Source organism: Arthrobacter sp. Leaf69, assembly GCF_001422645.1.
Lineage (GTDB): Bacteria > Actinomycetota > Actinomycetes > Actinomycetales > Micrococcaceae > Arthrobacter.
In genome coordinates this window covers 215314-234144 of the sequence record NZ_LMLR01000016.1, presented here as the reverse complement: position 1 = coordinate 234144, position 18831 = coordinate 215314, and the positions used below count along the sequence as shown (strand labels likewise).

The window sequence follows — 18831 nt, the reverse complement described above, 5'->3', positions numbered from 1 at the left end:
GAATACATGCAGCACTCGGACAAGACCAACGAGGTCTTCGAGCAGTCCATGACGTTCGTGGACGGGTACCTGCACCCGGGCGACAAGCCCGGCATCGGTGTCGAGTTCAACGAAGAGGCCGCCGCCGCGTTCCCGTACCAGCAGGCCTACCTGCCCTACAACCGCCTCGTCGACGGAACCGTTCACGACTGGTAACCGGGCACCACTGCTGACACGGCTGCACCGGTAGCCAGGAATTAGTGCCGGGCGCAAAGAAGGTCCCGGGCGGGAGTCGAGGCTCAGCCGCCCGGGACCTGGCTTTGTGCGCCTGAGTATGCTCCCCAGGCAAACTCGGGGTTAGTGAATGAGTTCCCTGGTCATGCCGAAGGGGACCTGATCGGACAGCGCGGCCGTGTAGTGGCCGGGCTTGTGCCGGGTGATCAGGATGCCGTGCGTCCCTGTTGCCATGGCGATCTGCTGGAGTCCGCGAACGGCGTCGTCGAGCCGTTCGTCCAGGACCTGGCGGCTGTCGACTTGGATTTCAATGCACTCGGTTATTGTGGTCATCGCTCTGTTCTTTCTTGGGAGTTACTCGTTGGCCCCAATAATTGAAGCGACAATAACGTCATATTTATCGGCCAGTCAAATCACCACGCGGGCTCTCCTCGGAGCCTGTCGGAGCCGAAGATTCGACCGGCGCCGACCACGTGGCGCTGACCTGCAGTTCCACCGCCGCCGCCGTCCCGGTCGTGAGGATGCTCACCCCGGATCAGCCGGGGAAGAGCGAAAGGTGTTCATGCACGCACCAGACCCTGCCGTCCCCGCTGCGGCTGAAGACGATTGTCTCGCGTTCGTCGCTCGTGTGGCGTCCTCCGTCCGCGTCTGTCCGGGCCGTCGTGACCACACGATGGGAAAACACCGCGGTTGGCCCGAGCAGCTGAATGCGCTGATCCTGGCTGCTGCACTCCAGCACCTGCCAGCCTGATGCCAGCCAGCCGTCCCAGAGGGCGCGGTAGTCGGACCTTGACGCGGGGCTCTCCGCTTCCGGGTGAAAGATGAAGGTAGCGTCCGGGCTAAAGGTAGCGAAGTAGGATTCAGTGTCGCAGGCCGCGAACGCTGCGATCAGACGGTCCGCAGCGTCTTGGACCTCCCTGAGGCTGAGGTCGTGGTCAACGGGCCTGGCCGAAGCCGTGGGCTCTGCTGCCGCCAGCGTCCGTGCCACTGCCCGGATGGGTGCACCGTCGGCGCCGGGGATACTCAGCGGAAAGAGGAAAACCTCGACCCCGGAGCCCGACTCCAGGGCCTCGTGAACCTGCTCGAGGCCCGTGAGGTTCTCCACGATGATGCAGCCGTTTCCGGCCAGGATGTCGTGCGCCGGGAAATCGTGGGCGGCCGCGGATACGACCGCTCCGGCATGGGGGGTGGGATCCACGCTCAAGGCGTCGAGGCCCACGGCGCGGTAGCCGCGGTCAACGATCAGCTGCGCCGCTTCGGCGTCGAGCCACGGGTGTTTCAGGTAGCCTTCCGTTCCCCATGCCTCAGCGAACCCGGTCCGCAGCAGGAGGAGCCTTGCCGGGTGGCCGGGGCCCGCTGAGGCAGCAGCGGCCGGGGCAATCCCCGAGAGATGAGCGGCGGTGATGGGACGCCCGTATTCCACGCCGCGGAGATCCACCAGCTCGGCGGTCCCGCTGAACAGCTCCAGGGGAAGTTTGTCCAGGGACGCCCAGCTGTCACTGACGTGCAGCGGCGCGTCGGCGTGGGTGCCGGAGTGGGTGCCGATGGCGAGCGAGAGCACGTTGGCGCCTTCTCCGGCCACGGTCAGGGCTGATTCGACCCGGACTTCGGGGTCCCCGGGGTAGACGGGCATGCCGGTGACCAGCGGAACACTGAGATCCATCCAGGTCACGGCCTTGCCGCCAGTTCCGCGTCGCGCTCGACCTGACGCTGCAGGTCCGTGCCGGTGCCGCCCACCGGCACAATGTTGCCTGCCGCGTCGCGGACGGGCGGCACAGCGGTGTTCTTCGAGGGGATCCAGCGCGGCCCGGCGGCCGGGAACACTTCGCGCGGCTCAGGGAAGGCCCACAGCAGGCCCAGGTAGAGTACGGCGGCCAGCACCAGCGATGCCGGCAGGCTGATGTCAACGCCCCCGGCCAGATTTCCGAGGGGTCCCTGGAACTGGCCGGGCATGTTGACCATGCTCAGGCCGGCTACGGCGCTGACCAGCCACGCGACCATCCCGCGGGGGTTCCAGCCGTGGTTGAACCAGTACCGGCCTCCGGTCTGGCGACGGTTGAAGACCTGGAGGGCATCGGCGTCGTACCAGCCCCGACGGGTGATGAAACCGATGATCATAACCACCATCCAAGGTGCAGTGCACGTGACGATCAACGTGGCGAAGGTGGAGATGCTTTGCACCAGGTTGAAGGCGAAGCGGCCGACGAAAATGAAGGCGATGGCCAGGACACCGATGAACAGGGTGGCCTGCACGCGGTTGAAGCGCGGGAAGACGCTGCTGAAGTCCAGGCCGGTGCCATAGAGGGAGGTCGCGCCCGTGGACATTCCACCGATGAGGGCGATGGCACAGAGCGGCACGAAGTACCAGGCCGGGGAAACTGCCAGCAGGCCGCCGACGTAGTTGGGAGCCGCAGGATCCATGAACTCCGGCGCCTTCGTGGCGATAATGGAGGCCGTCGCGAGCCCGAAGACAAACGGAACCAGCGTGGCCAGCTGGGCGAGGAGCGCGGCACCCATGACCCGGCGCTTGGGAGTGCTGGTGGGGATGTAACGTGCCCAGTCGCCCAGGAACGCGCCGAATGAGATCGGGTTGGACATCACGATTAGTGCGGCGCCGATGAAAGCCGGGATGAATCCGGCGATGCCCACTCCGTCAAATCCGGTCCCGAAAGCGCCCTCGAAATTCAGGTTGAGGTCACCGGCGAAGGCAACGAAGCCAACGATAAAGAGCAGCGTGGCTGCGGTGACGGCAATTTTGTTCACCAGCAGCATGAACTTGAATCCGTAAACACAGACGGCGAGCACCAAAACTCCGAAGACGCCGTAGGCGAGGGCAAACGAACCCATCTCCTGCGGCAGACCCACCAGCCGGTTCAGGCCGCCGACCAAGGCATCGCCGGAACTCCAGACGGAGATGGAGAAGAACGCCGTGGCTGTCAGCAGCGACAGGAACGACCCCACAACCCGGCCGTGCACGCCCAGGTGCGCGGAGGAGGACACTGCGTTGTTGGTCCCGTTCGTAGGGCCGAACACAGCCATCGGGGCCAGCAGGAGGGCGCCGACCACCAGCCCTGTGACCGTCGCGGCGAGGCCTTGCCAGAAGGAGAGCCCGAAGAGGATGGGGAAAGCACCCAGGAACGCCGTCGCGAAGGTGTTGGCGCCTCCGAATGAGACCCTGAAGAGATCGAAGGGGCTGGCGTTCCGGTCCTTCTCGGGGATCCGCTCGATGCCGTAGGTCTCCACCTCGGTGACCTTGCCTCGGTTCCGTGTATCGGGGGCGGCAAGGCCGCGCCGTGCGTCGGACATGGTGTTCTCCATCCAGCTCATCATCCAGGGTGAGTTGCTTAATAAGCATCACAAGTTGATTGGAAGGCTACATTGTGAAGCGGCTCACAGCAAGGGCGGCAGGCGTTGCGCCATCGGTGGCGCCTCTTAGGTGAGGACGGTGAATTCTTCCGCGGGATAACGGACCCCGTTGACCTGCAGCTGCAGGGTATGGCCGCCGGGGTGGTGGACGCGCGTGGTCATTTGGCGGAACGCGTGGCGCTTTGAAAAGGTCCGTGACTCGCCCGGGGCCAACACGGCCGTTCCCAGCTTGAACACCTTCTCCGCGCGGGTGCCGTTGGCCTTGGCGTAGTGCACCACGTAGTCGACGGCGAGCCGCGCCTCCGCCGGTCCGGTATTGGACACCGCAAACGTGAAGGCGAGCTCCCCGGGAAGCTCGACGACGGCGCGGTCCAGCTGCGGTGCCGTCACGGCGAGCGAAGCAGGCGGGAATCCCAGCAGTTCCAGCGCGCCGGGGTGGGCCTTCTTAAGCAGGGTACGCAACCCGTGCCGGACCACCTTGGACGTGTTCCCGTCGGGCTCGGCCATCCATCTGGCCGCCGTGGCAACCACTTCGTCAGGGGCGTGGCGGGCCAGGTCGTTGAGGTGGTTGGCCACCGAGCGCCGGACATCTTCGACCGGGTCCCGGTACAGGGCGTCGAGGATCGGCAGGGTGGCGGCGGGCCTGTCCGTGATCTCCGGGACGCGGATCGCCCACGGCAGGTAGGCCCGGGTGCCCTCGCTCGCGAGCCGGCGGACGTGCCAGTCCGGATGGGAGGTCCAGTCCTGGATGACGGCCAGGGCCCGGTCAAGATCGGCCGCGAGGAGCCGCCGGATCGCGAATTCCCCGGTGAGCCGCGGCGTCAGCTCGGCGAGGAGCGCCAGGCAGTCCTCGAAATCGCCGGGGTCCGCGCGCGTCAGGGCGAGGGTCACCGCCGCCTCGGTCACGGGCCAGATCATCCAGCCGGTGAAATCCGGATCCTCCAGCGCCCGGCGGAAGATAGCCGCCGTGCCGGCGTAATCTTCCGGCAGGTCAGCCAACAGGGCGCGGCTCAGGAGGTCGGTGCGCCCCCGCAGGCTCAGTGGATCGAGGTGCCCGCCCGTTCCGGCGAGGCCCGGGAATGTGCGTCCCGGCGAGGCAGCACCGAGGATCCGCTCCAGCGAGCGGACGGTGCCCGCGTTGATCAGTTCATTCATGACGCCCATGGCATCAGGCTACCGGGGAGCGCTGCGCGGCAGCAGCGGGGCCTTGCGCCCCCGCTGCTGCCGAACCGGGATATTCTTCACAAAGGAAATGTCCAGACACGGCGTAGAGGCGGATGCGGAAATGGCTAAGGAAACTACCGGGAAATCGCCCGGCCGGTGGCGCGTATTCCACGACAAGTTCGTGGTGGAGGAACGCTACATGGAGGTCCGGGACCGGAAGAACCTGTACCGGATCGCCGTCGGCCTGGTGATTCTTGGCGTCGTCCTGTTCCTCTCGATCCTCGCCGGTGTCCTTCAGCAGGGCGGCCTGACCGCCGGCGACGAACCGGTCCGCTCCTGGCTCCTTACTCTCCGTTCCGAACCGCTGACGACCATCATGATCTTTCTCGCGGTCGTTTTCGGACCCGTGGCACTGCCGATCATCATCCTGGTGGTGACGGTCGCCTGGGGGTTGCTGGCCAAGCACGCCTGGCGGCCGATGCTCCTGGCCGGCGCCATGCTCACCGGGGTGATCCTGGCCCAGATCATCGGGCGCACCATTGACCGCCAGCGCCCGCCCGTGGACCTAATGCTCTTCGGCGCCGACTTCACCTTTTCCTTCCCGTCCGGCCACGTCCTCGGCGCCTGCGACTTCCTGCTGGTCAGCACCTTCCTGATTTTCTCCCGCCGGCACAACCGCATGGCCGCCGTCGCAGGCTTCCTGCTGGCCGGCGTCGGGATCTTCTTCGCCGCGGTAAGCCGGCTGTACCTGGGCTACCACTGGCTGACCGATGCGCTGGCCTCACTGTCCATCTCGTTCGTGATCCTGGGCGGCGTGATCGCCCTGGACACCTGGCGGACCGCCCGGGTCCGCGGCGAGGAGATCACCGGAACACTCTCCAAGGCCGATACCAGCCAGACCTAGGTCCGGCGTGACCGTAGCCGACTCAGCTCGCCCTGCAGCCGGGCATTGACGGCTTCCAGCTCCAGCACCTTGGCCACCCCGGCAAGATTCAGCCCCTCCTCCAGCAGTTCGCCGATTCGCTGCAGCACGGCCAGGTCCGCGTTGCTGTACTGCCGCGTTCCGCCGGCGGTGCGGTCCGGCGTCAACAGGCCCTTCCGCTCGTAGAGCCTGATGTTCTGCTGCCCGGTCCCGACCAATTGGGCCACCACGGAGATCGCGTAAACGCCCAGCTCCTCACCACGTTCGGTCATGGCGCTCCTTCGCAGATATTCGATGTTCGGTTTCCCTCTTGCATCAGTTTCGCACTGGTGCTATAAAAAATCTATATCCACCACTACAGATAATCGGGTGGTTTGGATACAGGAAAATGGCACACTTATCTCGCATAAAGGAGTGGGAAATGATGTTGATGCGTACGGACCCGTTCCGTGAACTGGACCGGCTGACGCAGCAGGTCTTTGGAACGACGGCACGGCCGGCGGCCATGCCTATGGACGCGTGGCAGGAAGACGACGAGTTCGTCGTCGCATTCGATCTTCCCGGCGTCAACGTTGACTCGGTGGACCTCGATATCGAGCGCAATGTCCTGACCGTCCGGGCTGAACGGCGGGATCCGACGCCCCCCAATGTTGAACTGATTGCCGCGGAGCGGCCGCGCGGCGTCTTCAGCCGCCAGCTCATCCTTGGCGACACCCTGGACACCGAGAAGGTCAGGGCGCAGTACGCCGACGGTGTGCTGACCCTCCGCATTCCGGTGCTGGAACGGGCCAAGCCGCGGAAGATTGAAATCACGCACACGCAGGACAAGATGCAGGAGATCGGGACGTAGCTGGGCGGCGGACGGACCCCGCTAGTTCACCGATGAGGGCGGGAACCAGCCGGCGCCAGCGGCGCCTGGTTCCCGCCCGGTCCGTACACCGGTCCGTCCAGAGGGCGGTGAATGGCATGAACCGAGATCCCCGTGACTACTACGCTGCACTGCGCGTACCGCCGGATGCGACGGCCGCCCAGATCCGGCATGCTTTCCGGGCGCTGATGCGCCTCCGCCATCCCGACGTCGGACTGTCCGCCGGAGGTGGCCAGGGTGACGTGCACGACGGCGACGAGGCGCGGCGCATCCTGGAGGCTTTCGCAGTGCTGCGGGACCCGAAATCCCGGGCGGAATACGACCCCGACGGCGGCGTTCCTGGCCCCGGCGGTGCCGTTGCCGGGAGCCGGAACGTTCCGGTGAGGCTGCACAGGGATGCCCAGCCGCTGTTCCGGGCCACCCCGGTGCGCTGGGAACGGGGGCCGTCGTGACCTCGGGCCATGGCCGGGCGCAGCACCAGCCATGAAACGACGGCCGAAAACACACTTCAGAAGGACCACAGAAGGAGGGCGGCCATGAGCGCATGGCGCCGCTACGATTCGCATCTTATGCCGGTCTTCCACGAGCGCTTCGAGGCCCGGTGGGGCCAAGGCACCGCGCCGTTCCTGGACCCGGAAGCCCACGAAGCGCCGCTTCCGCGGGCGCAGTGGATCAATGTCGACACCGGGGCCGCCCTCGCGGTGGTTCCCATCTGGACAATCGATGACAGCCAGCACCGTTCCTTCGGCGTCTTCTACCTGCCTCCGGGCGGGGACATCTGGGTGCTGCGGCCGGGCTACACGAGTTACCTGGAACCTACCGCTGACGAGACCGAACAGCTTCACTCGTTGCGGAACGACGCTTTCAAGAAGGCCGTAGCGCACGCCAAGGAATTCCTGTTCGGGCCTGAGGCCGCGTCGTACTGAGGCGCGGTGAATGCTTGCGCGGTCAGGGACCCGGACCGGCCCGCGGGCGTCGGTCGTGGCGCGGGGGTGCGCCACGGCCTAAAATCAGTCCACTGCCGGAAACTACATAGGGGAATCCACTGATGAAAGCATCCGCCAAGGACGTGGCCGCGCTGCTGCCGCCGCGCTTCACGCTGGGCGTGGCCACCGCCGCCTTCCAGATCGAAGGCGCCCTGGACGAGGACGGCCGCGGCCCCTCGGGCTGGGACCACTTCGCCGCCAGGCCCGGTGCGATCGTAGGGGACCACAGCCCCGCCGTAGCGTGCGACCACTACCACCGGATGCCCGAGGACGTGGCCCTGATGAAGGAACTCGGAGTTGATTCCTACCGTTTTTCCCTGTCCTGGTCACGCATCCAGCCCGGCGGCAGCGGCCCGGTCAACCCCGCGGGCCTTGATTTTTATGACCGGCTGATCGACCTGCTGCTGGCCAACGGGATCGCACCGATGGCCACGCTGTATCACTGGGACACGCCGCTGGAGCTGGATGAAGCGGGCGGCTGGATGAACCGGGACACGGCCTACCGGCTGGGAGAGTTCGCCGCGATCGCGGCGGCCGCGTACGGAGACCGGGTCACCCGCTGGGTGACCGTGAACGAGCCCGCCACGGTCAGCACCAACGGCTACATGCTGGGGATGCACGCGCCGGGCGAAGCGCTCATGCTCAAAGCCCTGCCCAGCGTCCACCACCAGCTCTTGGGCCACGGGCTGTCGCTGCAGGCACTCCGGGCCGCCAACGTGCCCGGCGAAATCGGGATCACCAATGTCTATTCACCAATGGTGCCCGCTTCGGTCAACCCGCTGGACAAGCTCAGCGCCGGCCTGATGGACATGGCCCAGAACCGGCTCTATGCGGACCCCGTGCTGCTTGGCAAGTACCCGGACACCATCCGGGCCGCCACCTTCTTCTCCTCGTTCAGCCCGTCCAGCGAGGACATGGAGCTGATCTCGCAGCCGCTGGACTTCTACGGGCTCAACTACTACATGCCGACCCGCGTGGCCTCCGGTCCGGGGGACGGCGCCGTGCCCAAGGGGATGGCGGAGGCGATGGGCGACGACCTGAGCGGCACCACGCTCGGCTCACCGTTCCACATTGCGTCCTTCCCTGACACCGAGACCACCGCGTACGGCTGGCCCATCAAACCGGAGTACATGGCCGTCGCGCTCGCGGAAATGGCCGAGCGATACCCTGACCTTCCGCCGGTCTATATCACCGAGGGCGGGGCGAGCTTCGAGGACCTTGAGATCCAGGACCCCGACGGCGGGCTCATCATCCCGGACGAGCGACGGGTGCGCTACCTGGCGGACCACATTGCCACCGCCCTTGAGGCGACGTCACCCGGAGGCGCGGCAGCGTCCGTCGACCTGCGCGGCTACTACGTGTGGTCACTGATGGACAACTTCGAATGGTCGGCCGGCTACAGGCAGCAGTTCGGGCTGCTGCACGTGGACCGGGAAACCCAGGAGCGCACGAGGAAAGCCTCGTTCTACTGGCTCCGGGAAGTCCTCAAGGCGCGGCACCGGAGTGCCGCCCCGGAGGCCCCTGTCGCCGCCACGGCGCCGGAAGCCGGCGTCCAGTCTGCCGCCGCCGCGGTGGGGGCTTCCGACGTCGAACGCCCCCACCCTGTGGGCTGAGTCCAGCCGGGGCAGGTTAGAGCAGGTCCAGGTCCTGCAGACTCTTCGCCATGCCTGCGCCGTCCGGGGAGTAGATCCACGGGACCTGGGAGCCGGTATGGTCGCCGGTCTCCGAGTGGCCGCCGGCCAGGACGGATTCGCTGGCGGAGAGCTGGCGGATGCCGATGGCGGCCACCAGGTCGCCGTGCTGCTGGGCGAAGTGTGAGTAGATTGCCTCGTCGTGCTGCCCGTTGTCCCCGAAGAGCAGCCAGCGCATGTTCGGAAACTCCTCGGCGAGCAGTTCCAGGTTGCGGCGCTTGTGCTCCTGGCCGCTGCGGAACCAGCGGTCCTGGGTGAGGCCCCAGTCCGTGAGGAGCAGGGCGCCCGAGGGGTACATGTTCCGGGTGATGAAGCGGCCCAGGGTGGGGGCTGCGTTCCACGGCCCGGTGGACAGGTAAATCACCGGCGCCTCCGGGTACTCCACCATCAGCCGATCCATCAGCACGGCCATCCCCGGCGTCGCCATCCGGGCCCGCTCGTTGAGCACAAAGGTATTCCACAGGGCGAGGAACGGCCGGGGGAGCGCGGTGACCATGATCGTGTCATCGATGTCGGAGACGATTCCAAGTTTGGTGTCGGGGGAAATGACGAAGATCTTCGCGGTGGCAGGCTCGGTCCCCTCGGCGCGCAGCACGGCCGAGTGCCAGCCCGGCGTGAGCTCCACCTGCACCACCGTGTCCACCAGCCCGCCGCGGTCCGCTTGCACCCGGGCCGTCACGCCGCCGATCTCGATTTCCACCTCGGAGTATTGGATCGGTACGGACGTGAACGCCCGCCAGCCGCGGATGTTCTGGTTGCCGTTCTGCGCTGCCTGCTCCGCCCGGCTGCCGGGGTTCGGCTTGCTGGTCAGCACCACCCGGCCGAGTACCCGGACCCACGTGGTGGAGCCGTAGCCCTGGTATGCGACGGTCTGCGGGACGAAGTCCCAGCGGCGGGCAGTTTTCAGACGCAGAGTGTTGACGGTATCCGAGACCCAGTGCGCCAGGCGGAAAGCCCGGTTGCCGGTGGCCGGTTGCTGGGCGGGTGATTGCTGTGACGCCAATTCCATGCCTCAACTCTCCCACATGGGCCTGTTCCACAGCCGTCTGCGTCCGAGGGTGCCACGGTTCAGGTGTCGCCCAGCATGTGGCGCAGCCCCATGGCGTTACGGACGGCGTTGCCGCCGCCGTCGTTGTTGAAATACACAAACACCTCCTTGCCGGCCTCCTGCCATTCGCGGATCCGGTCCGCCCACCAGCGAAGGTCGTCGTCCGGGTAGGAGCCTCCGTAGAGGTGCTCCCGGTCCGGTCCGTGCAGCCGGACGTAGACGAACCCGGCGGTGGCGCGGAGGACGCACGGGAGGCCCGCTCCGCTCATGATGCAGTATGCGGCGCCGTGCCGCTCCAGCAGCGCGTAGACCGCGGGTTCGTCCCAGCTGGGGTGGCGCAACTCCACGCTGACGCGGATCCAGTCGGGAAGCGCCGCCAGGAAGTACTCCAGCCGCTTGTCGTCCCGGGGGAAGTCCGGGGGCAGCTGGACCAGCAGCACCGCCCGATTCTCACCCAGTTCATGCCAGCTCCGGGAGATCCGCTCGATCCATACCTCCGGAGCGAAGAGCTTCTTGCCGTGCGTCAAGCCGCGGGGGGCCTTGACGGACAGCAGGAACCCGGGCGGAAGGCGCCGGCGCCAACTGGCGAACGCGGCCTCCCGGGGCCAGCGGTAGAAGCTGGCGTTGAGCTCCACCGTGGAGAATCGGGCCGCGTAGTACGCCAGCCGCTCCCGCGCCGGCAGCCCGGGCGGGTAGAACACGTCCTCCCAGTGGTCATAGCTCCAACCGCTGGTTCCGACGTGCACACGTCCGGCCTGGTGCCTTTTCAGCATCTACGGATCCTAGTCCCAAGGGAACCGCGTGTGGCACTGTAAGTCCATGGCTCGCATCGAGGATTACGCACTGGTCGGCGATCTGCACACTGCGGCCCTGATCAGCACCGAAGGCTCGATCGATTGGCTCTGCCTGCCGCGGTTCGACTCACCGGCGTGCTTCAACGCCCTGCTGGACACGCCCAGTGCCGGGCGCTGGCTGCTCGCGCCGGAGGGCGGCGGCGAATGCACCGGCAGGCACTACCGCCAGGAGACCCTGATCCTGGAGACCGAATGGGTGACCCCCACCGGGGCGGTCAAGATCATCGACTTCATGCCGCCCCGCGACGGGGTGGCGGACATCGTGCGGATTGTGGTGGGCGTCCGCGGTGCGGTCAGGATGCGCGGTGAGCTGGTCCTGCGCTTCGACTACGGGCACATCGTCCCTTGGGTCCGGCACGACGAACACGGCATCCATGCGGTCGCCGGTCCGGATGCCGCGTACCTCGTGACCGAGGCGCCGCTGCGCGGCGAGCGCCTGCGGACCATCAGCGACTTCACCGTCAGCGCGGGGGACCGGGTGCCGTTCGTCCTCACTTGGACGCCGAGCCATCTGTCCCGGCCGCGCACGGTCGACCCGGAACGAGTCCTTGCGTCCACCGAGGAATTCTGGCGGCAGTGGACTGCCAAGTGCACTGTCGCCGGGCCCCACCGGGCCGCAGTGCAGCGCTCCCTGATCACGTTGAAAGCGCTGACGTTCGCACCTACCGGCGGAATCGTGGCGGCCGTGACCACCTCCCTGCCGGAAGAACTGGGCGGCCAACGGAACTGGGACTACCGTTTTTGCTGGCTCCGCGACGCCACCCTGACGCTGCAGGCGCTGCTCGCGGCGGGCTACACGGAAGAGGCCGCTTCCTGGCGCGACTGGCTGCTGCGGGCCGTAGCGGGGGACCCCAAGGACCTGCAGATCATGTACGGCATCCACGGCGAGCGCCGCCTGCCCGAGGTGGAGCTGCCCTGGTTGCGGGGGTACGAGAACTCCGCCCCGGTCCGGATCGGGAACGGCGCGGCCGGACAGCTCCAGCTGGATGTCTGGGGCGAGGTCCTGGACTGCCTGTCCCTGACCCGGAATTCGCTGCTGACAAGCACCGACGAGTCCTGGGACGTGCAGCTGGCCCTGATGGAGCACCTGGAGTCAGTCTGGGACCGGCCCGACAACGGGCTCTGGGAGATGCGCGGGCCGAGGCGGCATTTCACCCATTCCAAGGTCATGGCGTGGGTGGCCGCCGACCGGATGGTCAAGGGCGTCAGGGATTTCGGCCTGCCCGGCCCGGCGGACCGCTGGGAGGAACTCCGGGACACGATCCATGCCGAGGTGATGTCCCGGGGATTCGATGCCGAACGCAACACCTTCGTCCAGTCCTACGGGAGGCCCGAGCTCGACGCCAGCCTGCTGCTCATCCCGCGCGTCGGGTTCCTGCCCCCGGATCACCCGCACGTGATCGGCACCATTGATGCCGTCCAGCGCGAGCTCACCCGCGACGGTTTCCTGCGCCGCTACAACCCGGCAGAATGCGACGACGGCCTGCCCGGCGAGGAAGGGGTTTTCCTGGCCTGTTCGTTCTGGCTGGTCGAGGCTCTCTTGGGGGCGGGCAGGCACCACGAGGCGCACGAATTGTTCGAGCGGCTGCTGGCGTTGCGCAACGACGTCGGTCTCATGAGCGAGGAATGGAGCATCGAGGACGGGAGGCAGCTGGGAAACACCCCGCAGGCGTTCAGTCATTTTGCGCTCGTGAAGAGCGCCCTGGAGCTGCAGGAAGACGGCGTACACCGCAGCGACACTCCGCTGCCGGGGCGTGGACGGTGAAGTCCGGTTCTTGAGTCCCTGGCGTTGTTCCTCCAGGCCGTAGATAAGTATACTTACTAATATCCCAACGTGGGGTGGAGGATAAAGGAGTGTGCGATGGCTGGCTATTTTGAACTCGTGGACGCGCCCGACGGCGGCTACAGGATCCGCATGCTGGACGGAACCGGCAGCCTGATGGCCGTCTCCGTCACTTTTCCCACGAAGCGGGCAGCCGTGGCCGGTATCGCCCAGGCCCGCGAAATCGCCGGAACGGGACTCATCCGGGACCGCAGCGCCGGCAGTCAGGCCGCGCCGGTGGGTCCGCTCTCCCGGGTGACCAGAAGAACCGCCGGCGGCGCCGGCCGGGGGACCTCGCTGTCCGGAGGATCGCTGGCCGCAGGAAAGCGGGCGCGCGCCCACCACTGAGTGGTCCGCTCCGCGAGATGACACGTCGCCGCAATGTTGTCGCCGAACACTGCCGTGAAATGCGAACTCGGCATACGCTAGCCGGATGACACGACATCACCTGCCCGGCCGAGTCGCCGTAGTCACCGGCGCCGGATCGGGGATCGGACGGGCGGTAGCCCGGCTCATGCTCGCCGACGGCTACCGGGTGGTGCTGGCCGGCCGCCGGGAATCGCCGCTGCTGGAGACCGGCGCGGGACATGCCCAGGCGCTCGCCGTTCCGTGCGATGTGACAGTGCCCGACGACGTCGAACGGCTGTTTGCCGAGACCCTCAAGCTGTGGGGCCGCGTGGATGTGCTGTTCAACAATGCCGGTGTGTTCGGCCCTGCCGCCTCCGTGGATGAGATCAGCCTGGCCGACTGGGACGCCACCGTGTCGGTGAACCTGACCGGCTCCATGCTGTGCGCCGCCGCCGCCGTCCGGGCAATGAAGGCCCAGTCGCCGCAGGGCGGGAGGATCATCAACAACGGCTCGATCGCCGCACATTCGCCCCGGCCCCGGACCGTGGCCTACACGGTCACCAAACACGCCATGACCGGGCTGACCAAGAGCATCGAACTCGACGGCCGCGGCTTCGGGATCACCTGCGGCCAGATTGACATCGGCAACACGGCCACGGAGCTGATGGAAACGATCGGCGTCGGCTCCGGCGCGGTCCAGGCCGACGGCAGCAGCCGTGTGGAACCGACTTTCCCGGTGGACGAGGCCGCCCGTGCGGTGCTGCTGATGGCCGGGATGCCGCCTTCGGCCAGCGTCGGATCCCTCGTCATCACCGCAGCCGGGATGCCGTTCATCGGACGGGGCTAGCCGGGCGCTGACAGCTTAGAGCGGCAGCAGGGCGGACAGATCGGCACGCAGCCCCGAGGCAGCCACGCGTCCGGCGTCGACGGCGTCTGCCCAGCTCAGCCGCCCGCTGACCATCGCCAGCCAGGTGGCGGCGTCGCACTCAATGACGTTCGGCGGAGTGCCGCGGGTATGGCGCGGGCCTTCCACGCACTGCGTCACGCCGAAGGGCGGGACCCGCACCTCCACCGAGTTTCCGGGGGCGCGGGCGGTGACCTCCTCCAGGGAGTAGCGGACCGCCGTCGCGAGCGTGTTGCGGGGGACCGGGGTGCCGGCCTCGGGGCCGCTGTTCGCCTGCCATGCAGCGAGGGCCGCGCGGCCCTCATCGATGGCTATCCGGCGTCGGGCTACGGCCATGGCTAGTCGAGCAGGGCCGAGACGGCGTGGCCCAGCCGGATCTTGCCCACCGGCCGGCCGCCGCCGAGTACGGGGGTGACCACCTTGTCCAGGACACTGGCCACCTCCGGGACTTCGACCGCGCCGGCTGCGGCCAGCAGGGTCAGCCCGACGAGCGTGGTGGCCCGGATGTTTCCGTCCAGGATCTTGATCGCGACCGAGGCGCCGGTGGGGGTGGCCATCACCAGTACGCCCTCGGCGCCGATCTTGGCGAGGATCCCGAGGTCGTCCATCACTACCGTGTTGCACTCGCCCTTGCCCTGCACTGCCCACGGGTAGTCCAGCATCGACGTGGCAATCGTGGCGGCGCGGGCATTGGAGTTCTTGTCCCCGGGGGCCTTGGCGAGTTTGGAGAAGGCCCGGGCCAGCCCGGTCAGGGAGACGGCGGCCACGGGGGCGCCGCAGCCGTCGATGCCGAGGTGGGCGATGCTCTCGCCGCAGTACTCCTCGATCACTGAGCGGATGCGCTGCTGCAGGGGGTGGTTCGGTTCGAGGTAGCTGCGGGTGTCCCAGCCGTTTTCGGTGCAGGCCCAGAGGAACGCGGCGTGCTTGCCGGAGCAGTTGAAAGCGAGTTTGGACTGGCCCCGCTCGGTGCGGACCAGCCAGGTGCGAGCGGTCTCATCCTCGGGCCAGGCCACCGGGCACTGGAGCTGCTCTTCCTTGACGCCGGCGGCCTTGAGCATGCCTTCGACGACGTCCATGTGGTCCAGTGAGCCGACGTGGCTGCCGCAGGCGATCGCCGCCTGCGCGCCGCGCAGGGGGACGCCGGCCTGCATGGAGGCGAGGGCCTGCAGCGGCTTCAGCGTGGACCTGGCATAGATCGGCGTGGTGATGTCGCCCAGTTCGGTGACGACGGTGCCGTCCCCGGCGATGAGGACGGCGGAGCCGATGTGCCGGGACTCCACGAAGCCGCTGCGTTCAACGACGGCCAGTTCGACGGCGGACTCGACGGTGAAGGTGGCATGCGAATTCAAGGGCATGCAGCAAGTCTATGGTGCCCGGCGGGGATACCCGGTTATTCCACGGTCACCATCAGCGACTGCCAGCCGGACGCGCCGTCGGGCACGGGATCCGCGCGCTTGTCTGTCTGGACCTCGCCGGTTCCGTCCGTGGCCCGGGCCTTGATGTAGTGCGGGCCCGGGGTGGCTTCCCAGTTGTAGGACCATTGCCGCCAAGTGACCAGCGAGGCCTCCTCGGAGAGGGTGGCCTCGGCCCAGGGGCCGTTGTCGATCTGCACCTCAACCTTGGTGATGCCGCGCGTTTGGGCCCAAGCGGTCCCGCCGATCGCGACCCGCCCGGCCGGCACCTTGGCGAAGGACTTCGGGACTTCCACGCGGGCCATGGTCTTGATGGGGCCGCGCTCGGACCAGCCGCGCTGCGTCCAGTAGGCCTTGCTGTCCGCGAAACGGGTGACCTCCAGGTCCACCACCCACTTGGTGGCGGAGACGAAGCCGTACAGGCCGGGAACAACCATCCGCACCGGATAGCCGTGTTCCAGCGGCAGGGCTTCACCGTTCATCCCGATCGCCAGCATGGCATCCCGGTCATCCTGGAGGACGTCCAGCGGGGTCGAGGCGCTGAAGCCGTCGACCGAGGTGGAGAGCACCATGTCCGCGCCCTCCGTGGGCCGGGCCATCTTGAGCACGTCACGGATGGGCATGCCCAGCCATTTGGCATTGCCGGCCAGGTTCCCGCCCACCGGGTTGGACACGCAGGTCAGGGAGACATGGGACTCGATAAGGTTCGCGTCCAGCAGGTCCTGGAAACTGAGCCGGACTTCCTGTTCCACGAGACCATGGATGCGCAGCTCCCACTCCTGGGCGTTGATTTCGGGCACGCTCAGGGCGGTGTCGATGCGGTAGAAGTCGTTGTTGGGCGTCAGCCACGGCGTGACCCCGGGCGCCTTGGACTGCACCCCGGCGGGCACCGCGGGAGCAGGCTTCACCGGCGTCGGGAGCTGGAGGGATTCGCGGGCCTGGGCCACGTTGCTGCGGGCCGCGCTGAGCATACGTCCGCCGGTCGCGGCGATGGCCGATGCCGCCGCGGTGACTCCGGTCGCGGCGAAGAAGGCGCGGCGGCTGGTGGCGGGACGCTCCGGGTCCTTGGCGGCCAGGTCAGCGTCCATCTCCGGCCACGGCTGCATCCGCCACAACCTCGTGACGAGGAACCGGAGCGCAATGAGTCCGGCCGCGGTGCCGATCAGCGTAGGAATCGCATCCAGCGGCCGCACACTGGCCCGGGTCACCACACTCCCGACGATCACGGCGCCCATCAACAGCACGCCCGCGACGCCGAGGGCCCACTTGCGGTAGGCCACAATGCCCAGGACGCAGGCGAGCAGCAGGATGGTCACCGCCATGCCGACGAACAGCGCAAGCTTGTCATTGGTGCCGAACGTGGCGATCGCGAAATCCTTCATCCACGACGGCGTGAAATCGATGAAGGTCGAGCCCAGGGCGATCACCGGCGTCGCCCGCGCCGTGAAGAACGCGCCGATCAGCTCCGCCACTGACAGTACGACGGCCGCCGCTGCGACCCCGGCCAGTGCGGCGAGAGCGGTGGGACCGGACAGAAGCCGGGCCGGCCTGTGCTTGCCGGGATGTTTCCGGGCGGGCTTCCCTAGGCTGAGTTCTTCCGCGGGGGGCGTCTGCGTGCTGGGCTTCTCCATAACTAGTCTTCGCAGCCGCACGCGCCGCGGATGGCCCGGGGCGGGGCTTCCATGGGGACATGCCCTCCCCTCGGGCGGAAGGATGAGCATGTGGGCAGTATGTCCAGTGGGTCCGGCCAACGCTGGGCATGTCCCGTGGGCGGAGGTGGCTGCGCGTGGGGCATGCCCTCCCCTCGGGCGGAAGGATGAGCACGTGGGCACTATGTCCAGTGGGTCCGGCCAACGCTGGGCATGTCCCGCGGTGGTCACAGCTTAGGAGCCTGCCGGGTCCACAAAGTACCCTTGGGAACTGTGAAGGTACTTGTCATCGGCCCCGGCGGCCGCGAACACGCCATTGTCCGATCCTTGCTTGCAGACCCGAACGTTACCGAGGTCCACGCGGCCCCGGGCAACGCCGGCATCAGCAAACTGGTCCCCACACACGCCATCGACGCCAGCAATCCCGACGCTGTCGCCGCCCTGGCCACCAAGCTCGCCGTCGACCTGGTGGTGGTCGGCCCCGAGGCGCCGCTGGCCGCGGGCGTTTCCGACGCTGTCCGCGCCGCGGGCATCCCGGTGTTCGGCCCCAGCAAGGCCGCGGCCCAGCTTGAGGCCTCCAAGGCGTTCGCCAAGGAAGTCATGGCCGAGGCCGGTGTCCCCACCGCGATGGCCCGGGTGGCCGGCAATGCCGAGGAAGCCGCCGACGCGCTCGACACGTTCGGCGCGCCCTACGTCGTCAAGGACGACGGGCTCGCCGCAGGCAAGGGCGTGGTGGTCACCAACAACCGGGACGAGGCCCTCGCCCACGCGCAGAGTTGCTTCGATGCCGGCGGCACCGTGGTGATCGAGGAGTTCCTGGACGGCCCCGAGGTCTCCATCTTTGTGCTGTGCGACGGCCGGAACACCGTGGCCCTCTCCCCGGCGCAGGACTTCAAGCGGATCTTTGACAACGACGAGGGCCCCAACACCGGCGGCATGGGCGCCTACACCCCGCTGGAATGGGCCCCCGAAGGCCTCGTCCAGGAGGTTCTCGACCGCGTCGCCCAGCCCACGGTCAACCAGATGGCACTCCGCGGCACCCCGTTCGTCGGTGTGCTCTTTGTCGGACTGGCCCTGACGTCCCGCGGCACCCGTGTGATCGAGTTCAACGTCCGCTTCGGCGACCCGGAAACCCAGGCGGTCCTCGCCCGCCTCAAGACCCCGCTCGGCGGGCTCCTCATGGCAGCGGCCAAGGGCGAACTGGACAAGGTCCAGCCCCTGCGCTGGTCCAGGGAGACCGCCGTCGCCGTCGTCGTCGCGGCCGAAAATTACCCGGACGCCCCGCGCACCGGTGACCGGATCCGGGGGCTGAAGAAGGTCGAGTCGATCGAAGGCGTCCACGTGATCCACGCCGGCACCAAGCTCGACGACGAAGGCAAGGTTGTGTCCGCGGGCGGACGGGTCCTCGCCGTGGTGGCGCTCGGCACGGACCTTGTCGAGGCCCGGGAACGGGCGTACGACGGCGTCGAACTGGTCCAGCTCGACGGAAGCCAGTTCCGCACCGACATCGGCGGCAAGGCGGCCCGCGGCGAGATCAAAGTGCAGACGCCCGGCGCCCCTGCCGCCACGAAAGCGAAGGCCTGA

19 protein-coding genes and 1 pseudogene are annotated in these 18831 nt (G+C 67.6%); 10 read left to right on the top strand and 10 right to left on the bottom strand.

What is annotated here, in order from left to right; translation table 11 throughout:
* Positions 1-195, top strand: a pseudogene (locus tag ASE96_RS18335) (bifunctional D-altronate/D-mannonate dehydratase); the annotation flags it as partial.
* 141 nt (positions 196-336) lie between these two features.
* On the opposite strand, the gene ASE96_RS18330 reads toward ASE96_RS18335, so the two are convergent.
* From ASE96_RS18330 to ASE96_RS18315, 4 genes are all read right to left on the bottom strand, one after another.
* The gene (locus ASE96_RS18330) at positions 337-546 is read right to left on the bottom strand and encodes a hypothetical protein (RefSeq protein ID WP_056433817.1); all 210 of its coding nucleotides are present in this window, start codon (positions 544-546) and stop codon (positions 337-339) included.
* Between the two features lie 202 nt (positions 547-748).
* Positions 749-1876, bottom strand: coding sequence for a cyclase family protein (locus ASE96_RS19335; protein WP_162238839.1), 1128 nt, complete (start codon positions 1874-1876; stop codon positions 749-751).
* Between the two features lie 5 nt (positions 1877-1881).
* Positions 1882-3519 carry a purine-cytosine permease family protein gene (locus tag ASE96_RS18320; protein ID WP_056433886.1) on the bottom strand — a complete coding sequence of 546 codons (1638 nt, stop codon included), beginning with the start codon at positions 3517-3519 and terminating at the stop codon, positions 1882-1884.
* A 126-nt stretch (positions 3520-3645) separates the two neighbouring features.
* Entirely contained in the window at positions 3646-4743 is a 1098-nt protein-coding gene (locus ASE96_RS18315; RefSeq protein WP_056433815.1) for a hypothetical protein, read from the bottom strand.
* Positions 4744-4864: 121 nt separating this feature from the next.
* Between ASE96_RS18315 and ASE96_RS18310 the strand changes: the two genes are divergently transcribed.
* Positions 4865-5647 carry a phosphatase PAP2 family protein gene (locus ASE96_RS18310; protein ID WP_056433812.1) on the top strand — a complete coding sequence of 261 codons (783 nt, stop codon included), beginning with the start codon at positions 4865-4867 and terminating at the stop codon, positions 5645-5647.
* Here the strand turns inward: ASE96_RS18310 and ASE96_RS18305 are convergent.
* Complete coding sequence (locus tag ASE96_RS18305; protein ID WP_056433810.1) at positions 5644-5937, bottom strand: MerR family transcriptional regulator; 294 nt, start codon at positions 5935-5937, stop codon at positions 5644-5646. The genes ASE96_RS18310 and ASE96_RS18305 overlap by 4 nt on opposite strands.
* 152 nt (positions 5938-6089) lie before the next feature.
* On the opposite strand from ASE96_RS18305, the gene ASE96_RS18300 reads away from it, so the two are divergent.
* From ASE96_RS18300 to ASE96_RS18285, 4 genes are all read left to right on the top strand, one after another.
* Entirely contained in the window at positions 6090-6515 is a 426-nt protein-coding gene (locus tag ASE96_RS18300) for an Hsp20/alpha crystallin family protein (protein ID WP_056433883.1), read from the top strand.
* A 116-nt stretch (positions 6516-6631) separates the two neighbouring features.
* Complete coding sequence (locus ASE96_RS18295) at positions 6632-6985, top strand: J domain-containing protein (RefSeq protein ID WP_056433807.1); 354 nt, start codon at positions 6632-6634, stop codon at positions 6983-6985.
* Positions 6986-7069: 84 nt separating this feature from the next.
* The gene (locus tag ASE96_RS18290) at positions 7070-7459 is read left to right on the top strand and encodes a hypothetical protein (protein WP_056433804.1); all 390 of its coding nucleotides are present in this window, start codon (positions 7070-7072) and stop codon (positions 7457-7459) included.
* Positions 7460-7581: 122 nt separating this feature from the next.
* Complete coding sequence (locus ASE96_RS18285; RefSeq protein WP_056433802.1) at positions 7582-9132, top strand: glycoside hydrolase family 1 protein; 1551 nt, start codon at positions 7582-7584, stop codon at positions 9130-9132.
* Positions 9133-9148: 16 nt separating this feature from the next.
* On the opposite strand, the gene ASE96_RS18280 is transcribed toward ASE96_RS18285, so the two are convergent.
* The gene (locus ASE96_RS18280) at positions 9149-10219 is read right to left on the bottom strand and encodes an App1 family protein (protein WP_056433799.1); all 1071 of its coding nucleotides are present in this window, start codon (positions 10217-10219) and stop codon (positions 9149-9151) included.
* Between the two features lie 59 nt (positions 10220-10278).
* Positions 10279-11031, bottom strand: a complete 753-nt coding sequence (locus tag ASE96_RS18275; protein ID WP_056433796.1) for a DUF72 domain-containing protein — start codon at positions 11029-11031, stop codon at positions 10279-10281.
* 46 nt (positions 11032-11077) lie between these two features.
* On the opposite strand from ASE96_RS18275, the gene ASE96_RS18270 reads away from it, so the two are divergent.
* From ASE96_RS18270 to ASE96_RS18260, 3 genes are all read left to right on the top strand, one after another.
* Positions 11078-12877, top strand: a complete 1800-nt coding sequence (locus ASE96_RS18270; RefSeq protein ID WP_056433793.1) for a glycoside hydrolase family 15 protein — start codon at positions 11078-11080, stop codon at positions 12875-12877.
* A gap of 96 nt (positions 12878-12973) precedes the next feature.
* On the top strand, positions 12974-13282 hold the full coding sequence (locus ASE96_RS18265; protein WP_056433790.1) for a YegP family protein: 309 nt from the start codon (positions 12974-12976) through the stop codon (positions 13280-13282).
* A gap of 85 nt (positions 13283-13367) precedes the next feature.
* Positions 13368-14129, top strand: a complete 762-nt coding sequence (locus ASE96_RS18260; protein WP_056433787.1) for an SDR family oxidoreductase — start codon at positions 13368-13370, stop codon at positions 14127-14129.
* A gap of 15 nt (positions 14130-14144) precedes the next feature.
* Here ASE96_RS18260 and ASE96_RS18255 read toward each other — a convergent pair whose 3' ends face one another.
* Genes ASE96_RS18255 through ASE96_RS18245 form a run of 3 tightly spaced genes read right to left on the bottom strand, consistent with a single transcriptional unit; the run spans position 14145 to position 17229 of the window.
* Entirely contained in the window at positions 14145-14522 is a 378-nt protein-coding gene (locus tag ASE96_RS18255; protein WP_056433784.1) for a sterol carrier family protein, read from the bottom strand.
* Positions 14523-14524: 2 nt separating this feature from the next.
* Positions 14525-15541, bottom strand: a complete 1017-nt coding sequence (locus ASE96_RS18250; protein WP_056433782.1) for an asparaginase — start codon at positions 15539-15541, stop codon at positions 14525-14527.
* Positions 15542-15576: 35 nt separating this feature from the next.
* Positions 15577-17229 (bottom strand): molybdopterin-dependent oxidoreductase, encoded by a 1653-nt coding sequence (locus ASE96_RS18245; RefSeq protein ID WP_082492845.1) that lies wholly within the window; start codon positions 17227-17229, stop codon positions 15577-15579.
* A 291-nt stretch (positions 17230-17520) separates the two neighbouring features.
* On the opposite strand from ASE96_RS18245, the gene purD reads away from it, so the two are divergent.
* Positions 17521-18831, top strand: coding sequence for a phosphoribosylamine--glycine ligase (gene purD, locus ASE96_RS18240; protein WP_056433779.1), 1311 nt, complete (start codon positions 17521-17523; stop codon positions 18829-18831).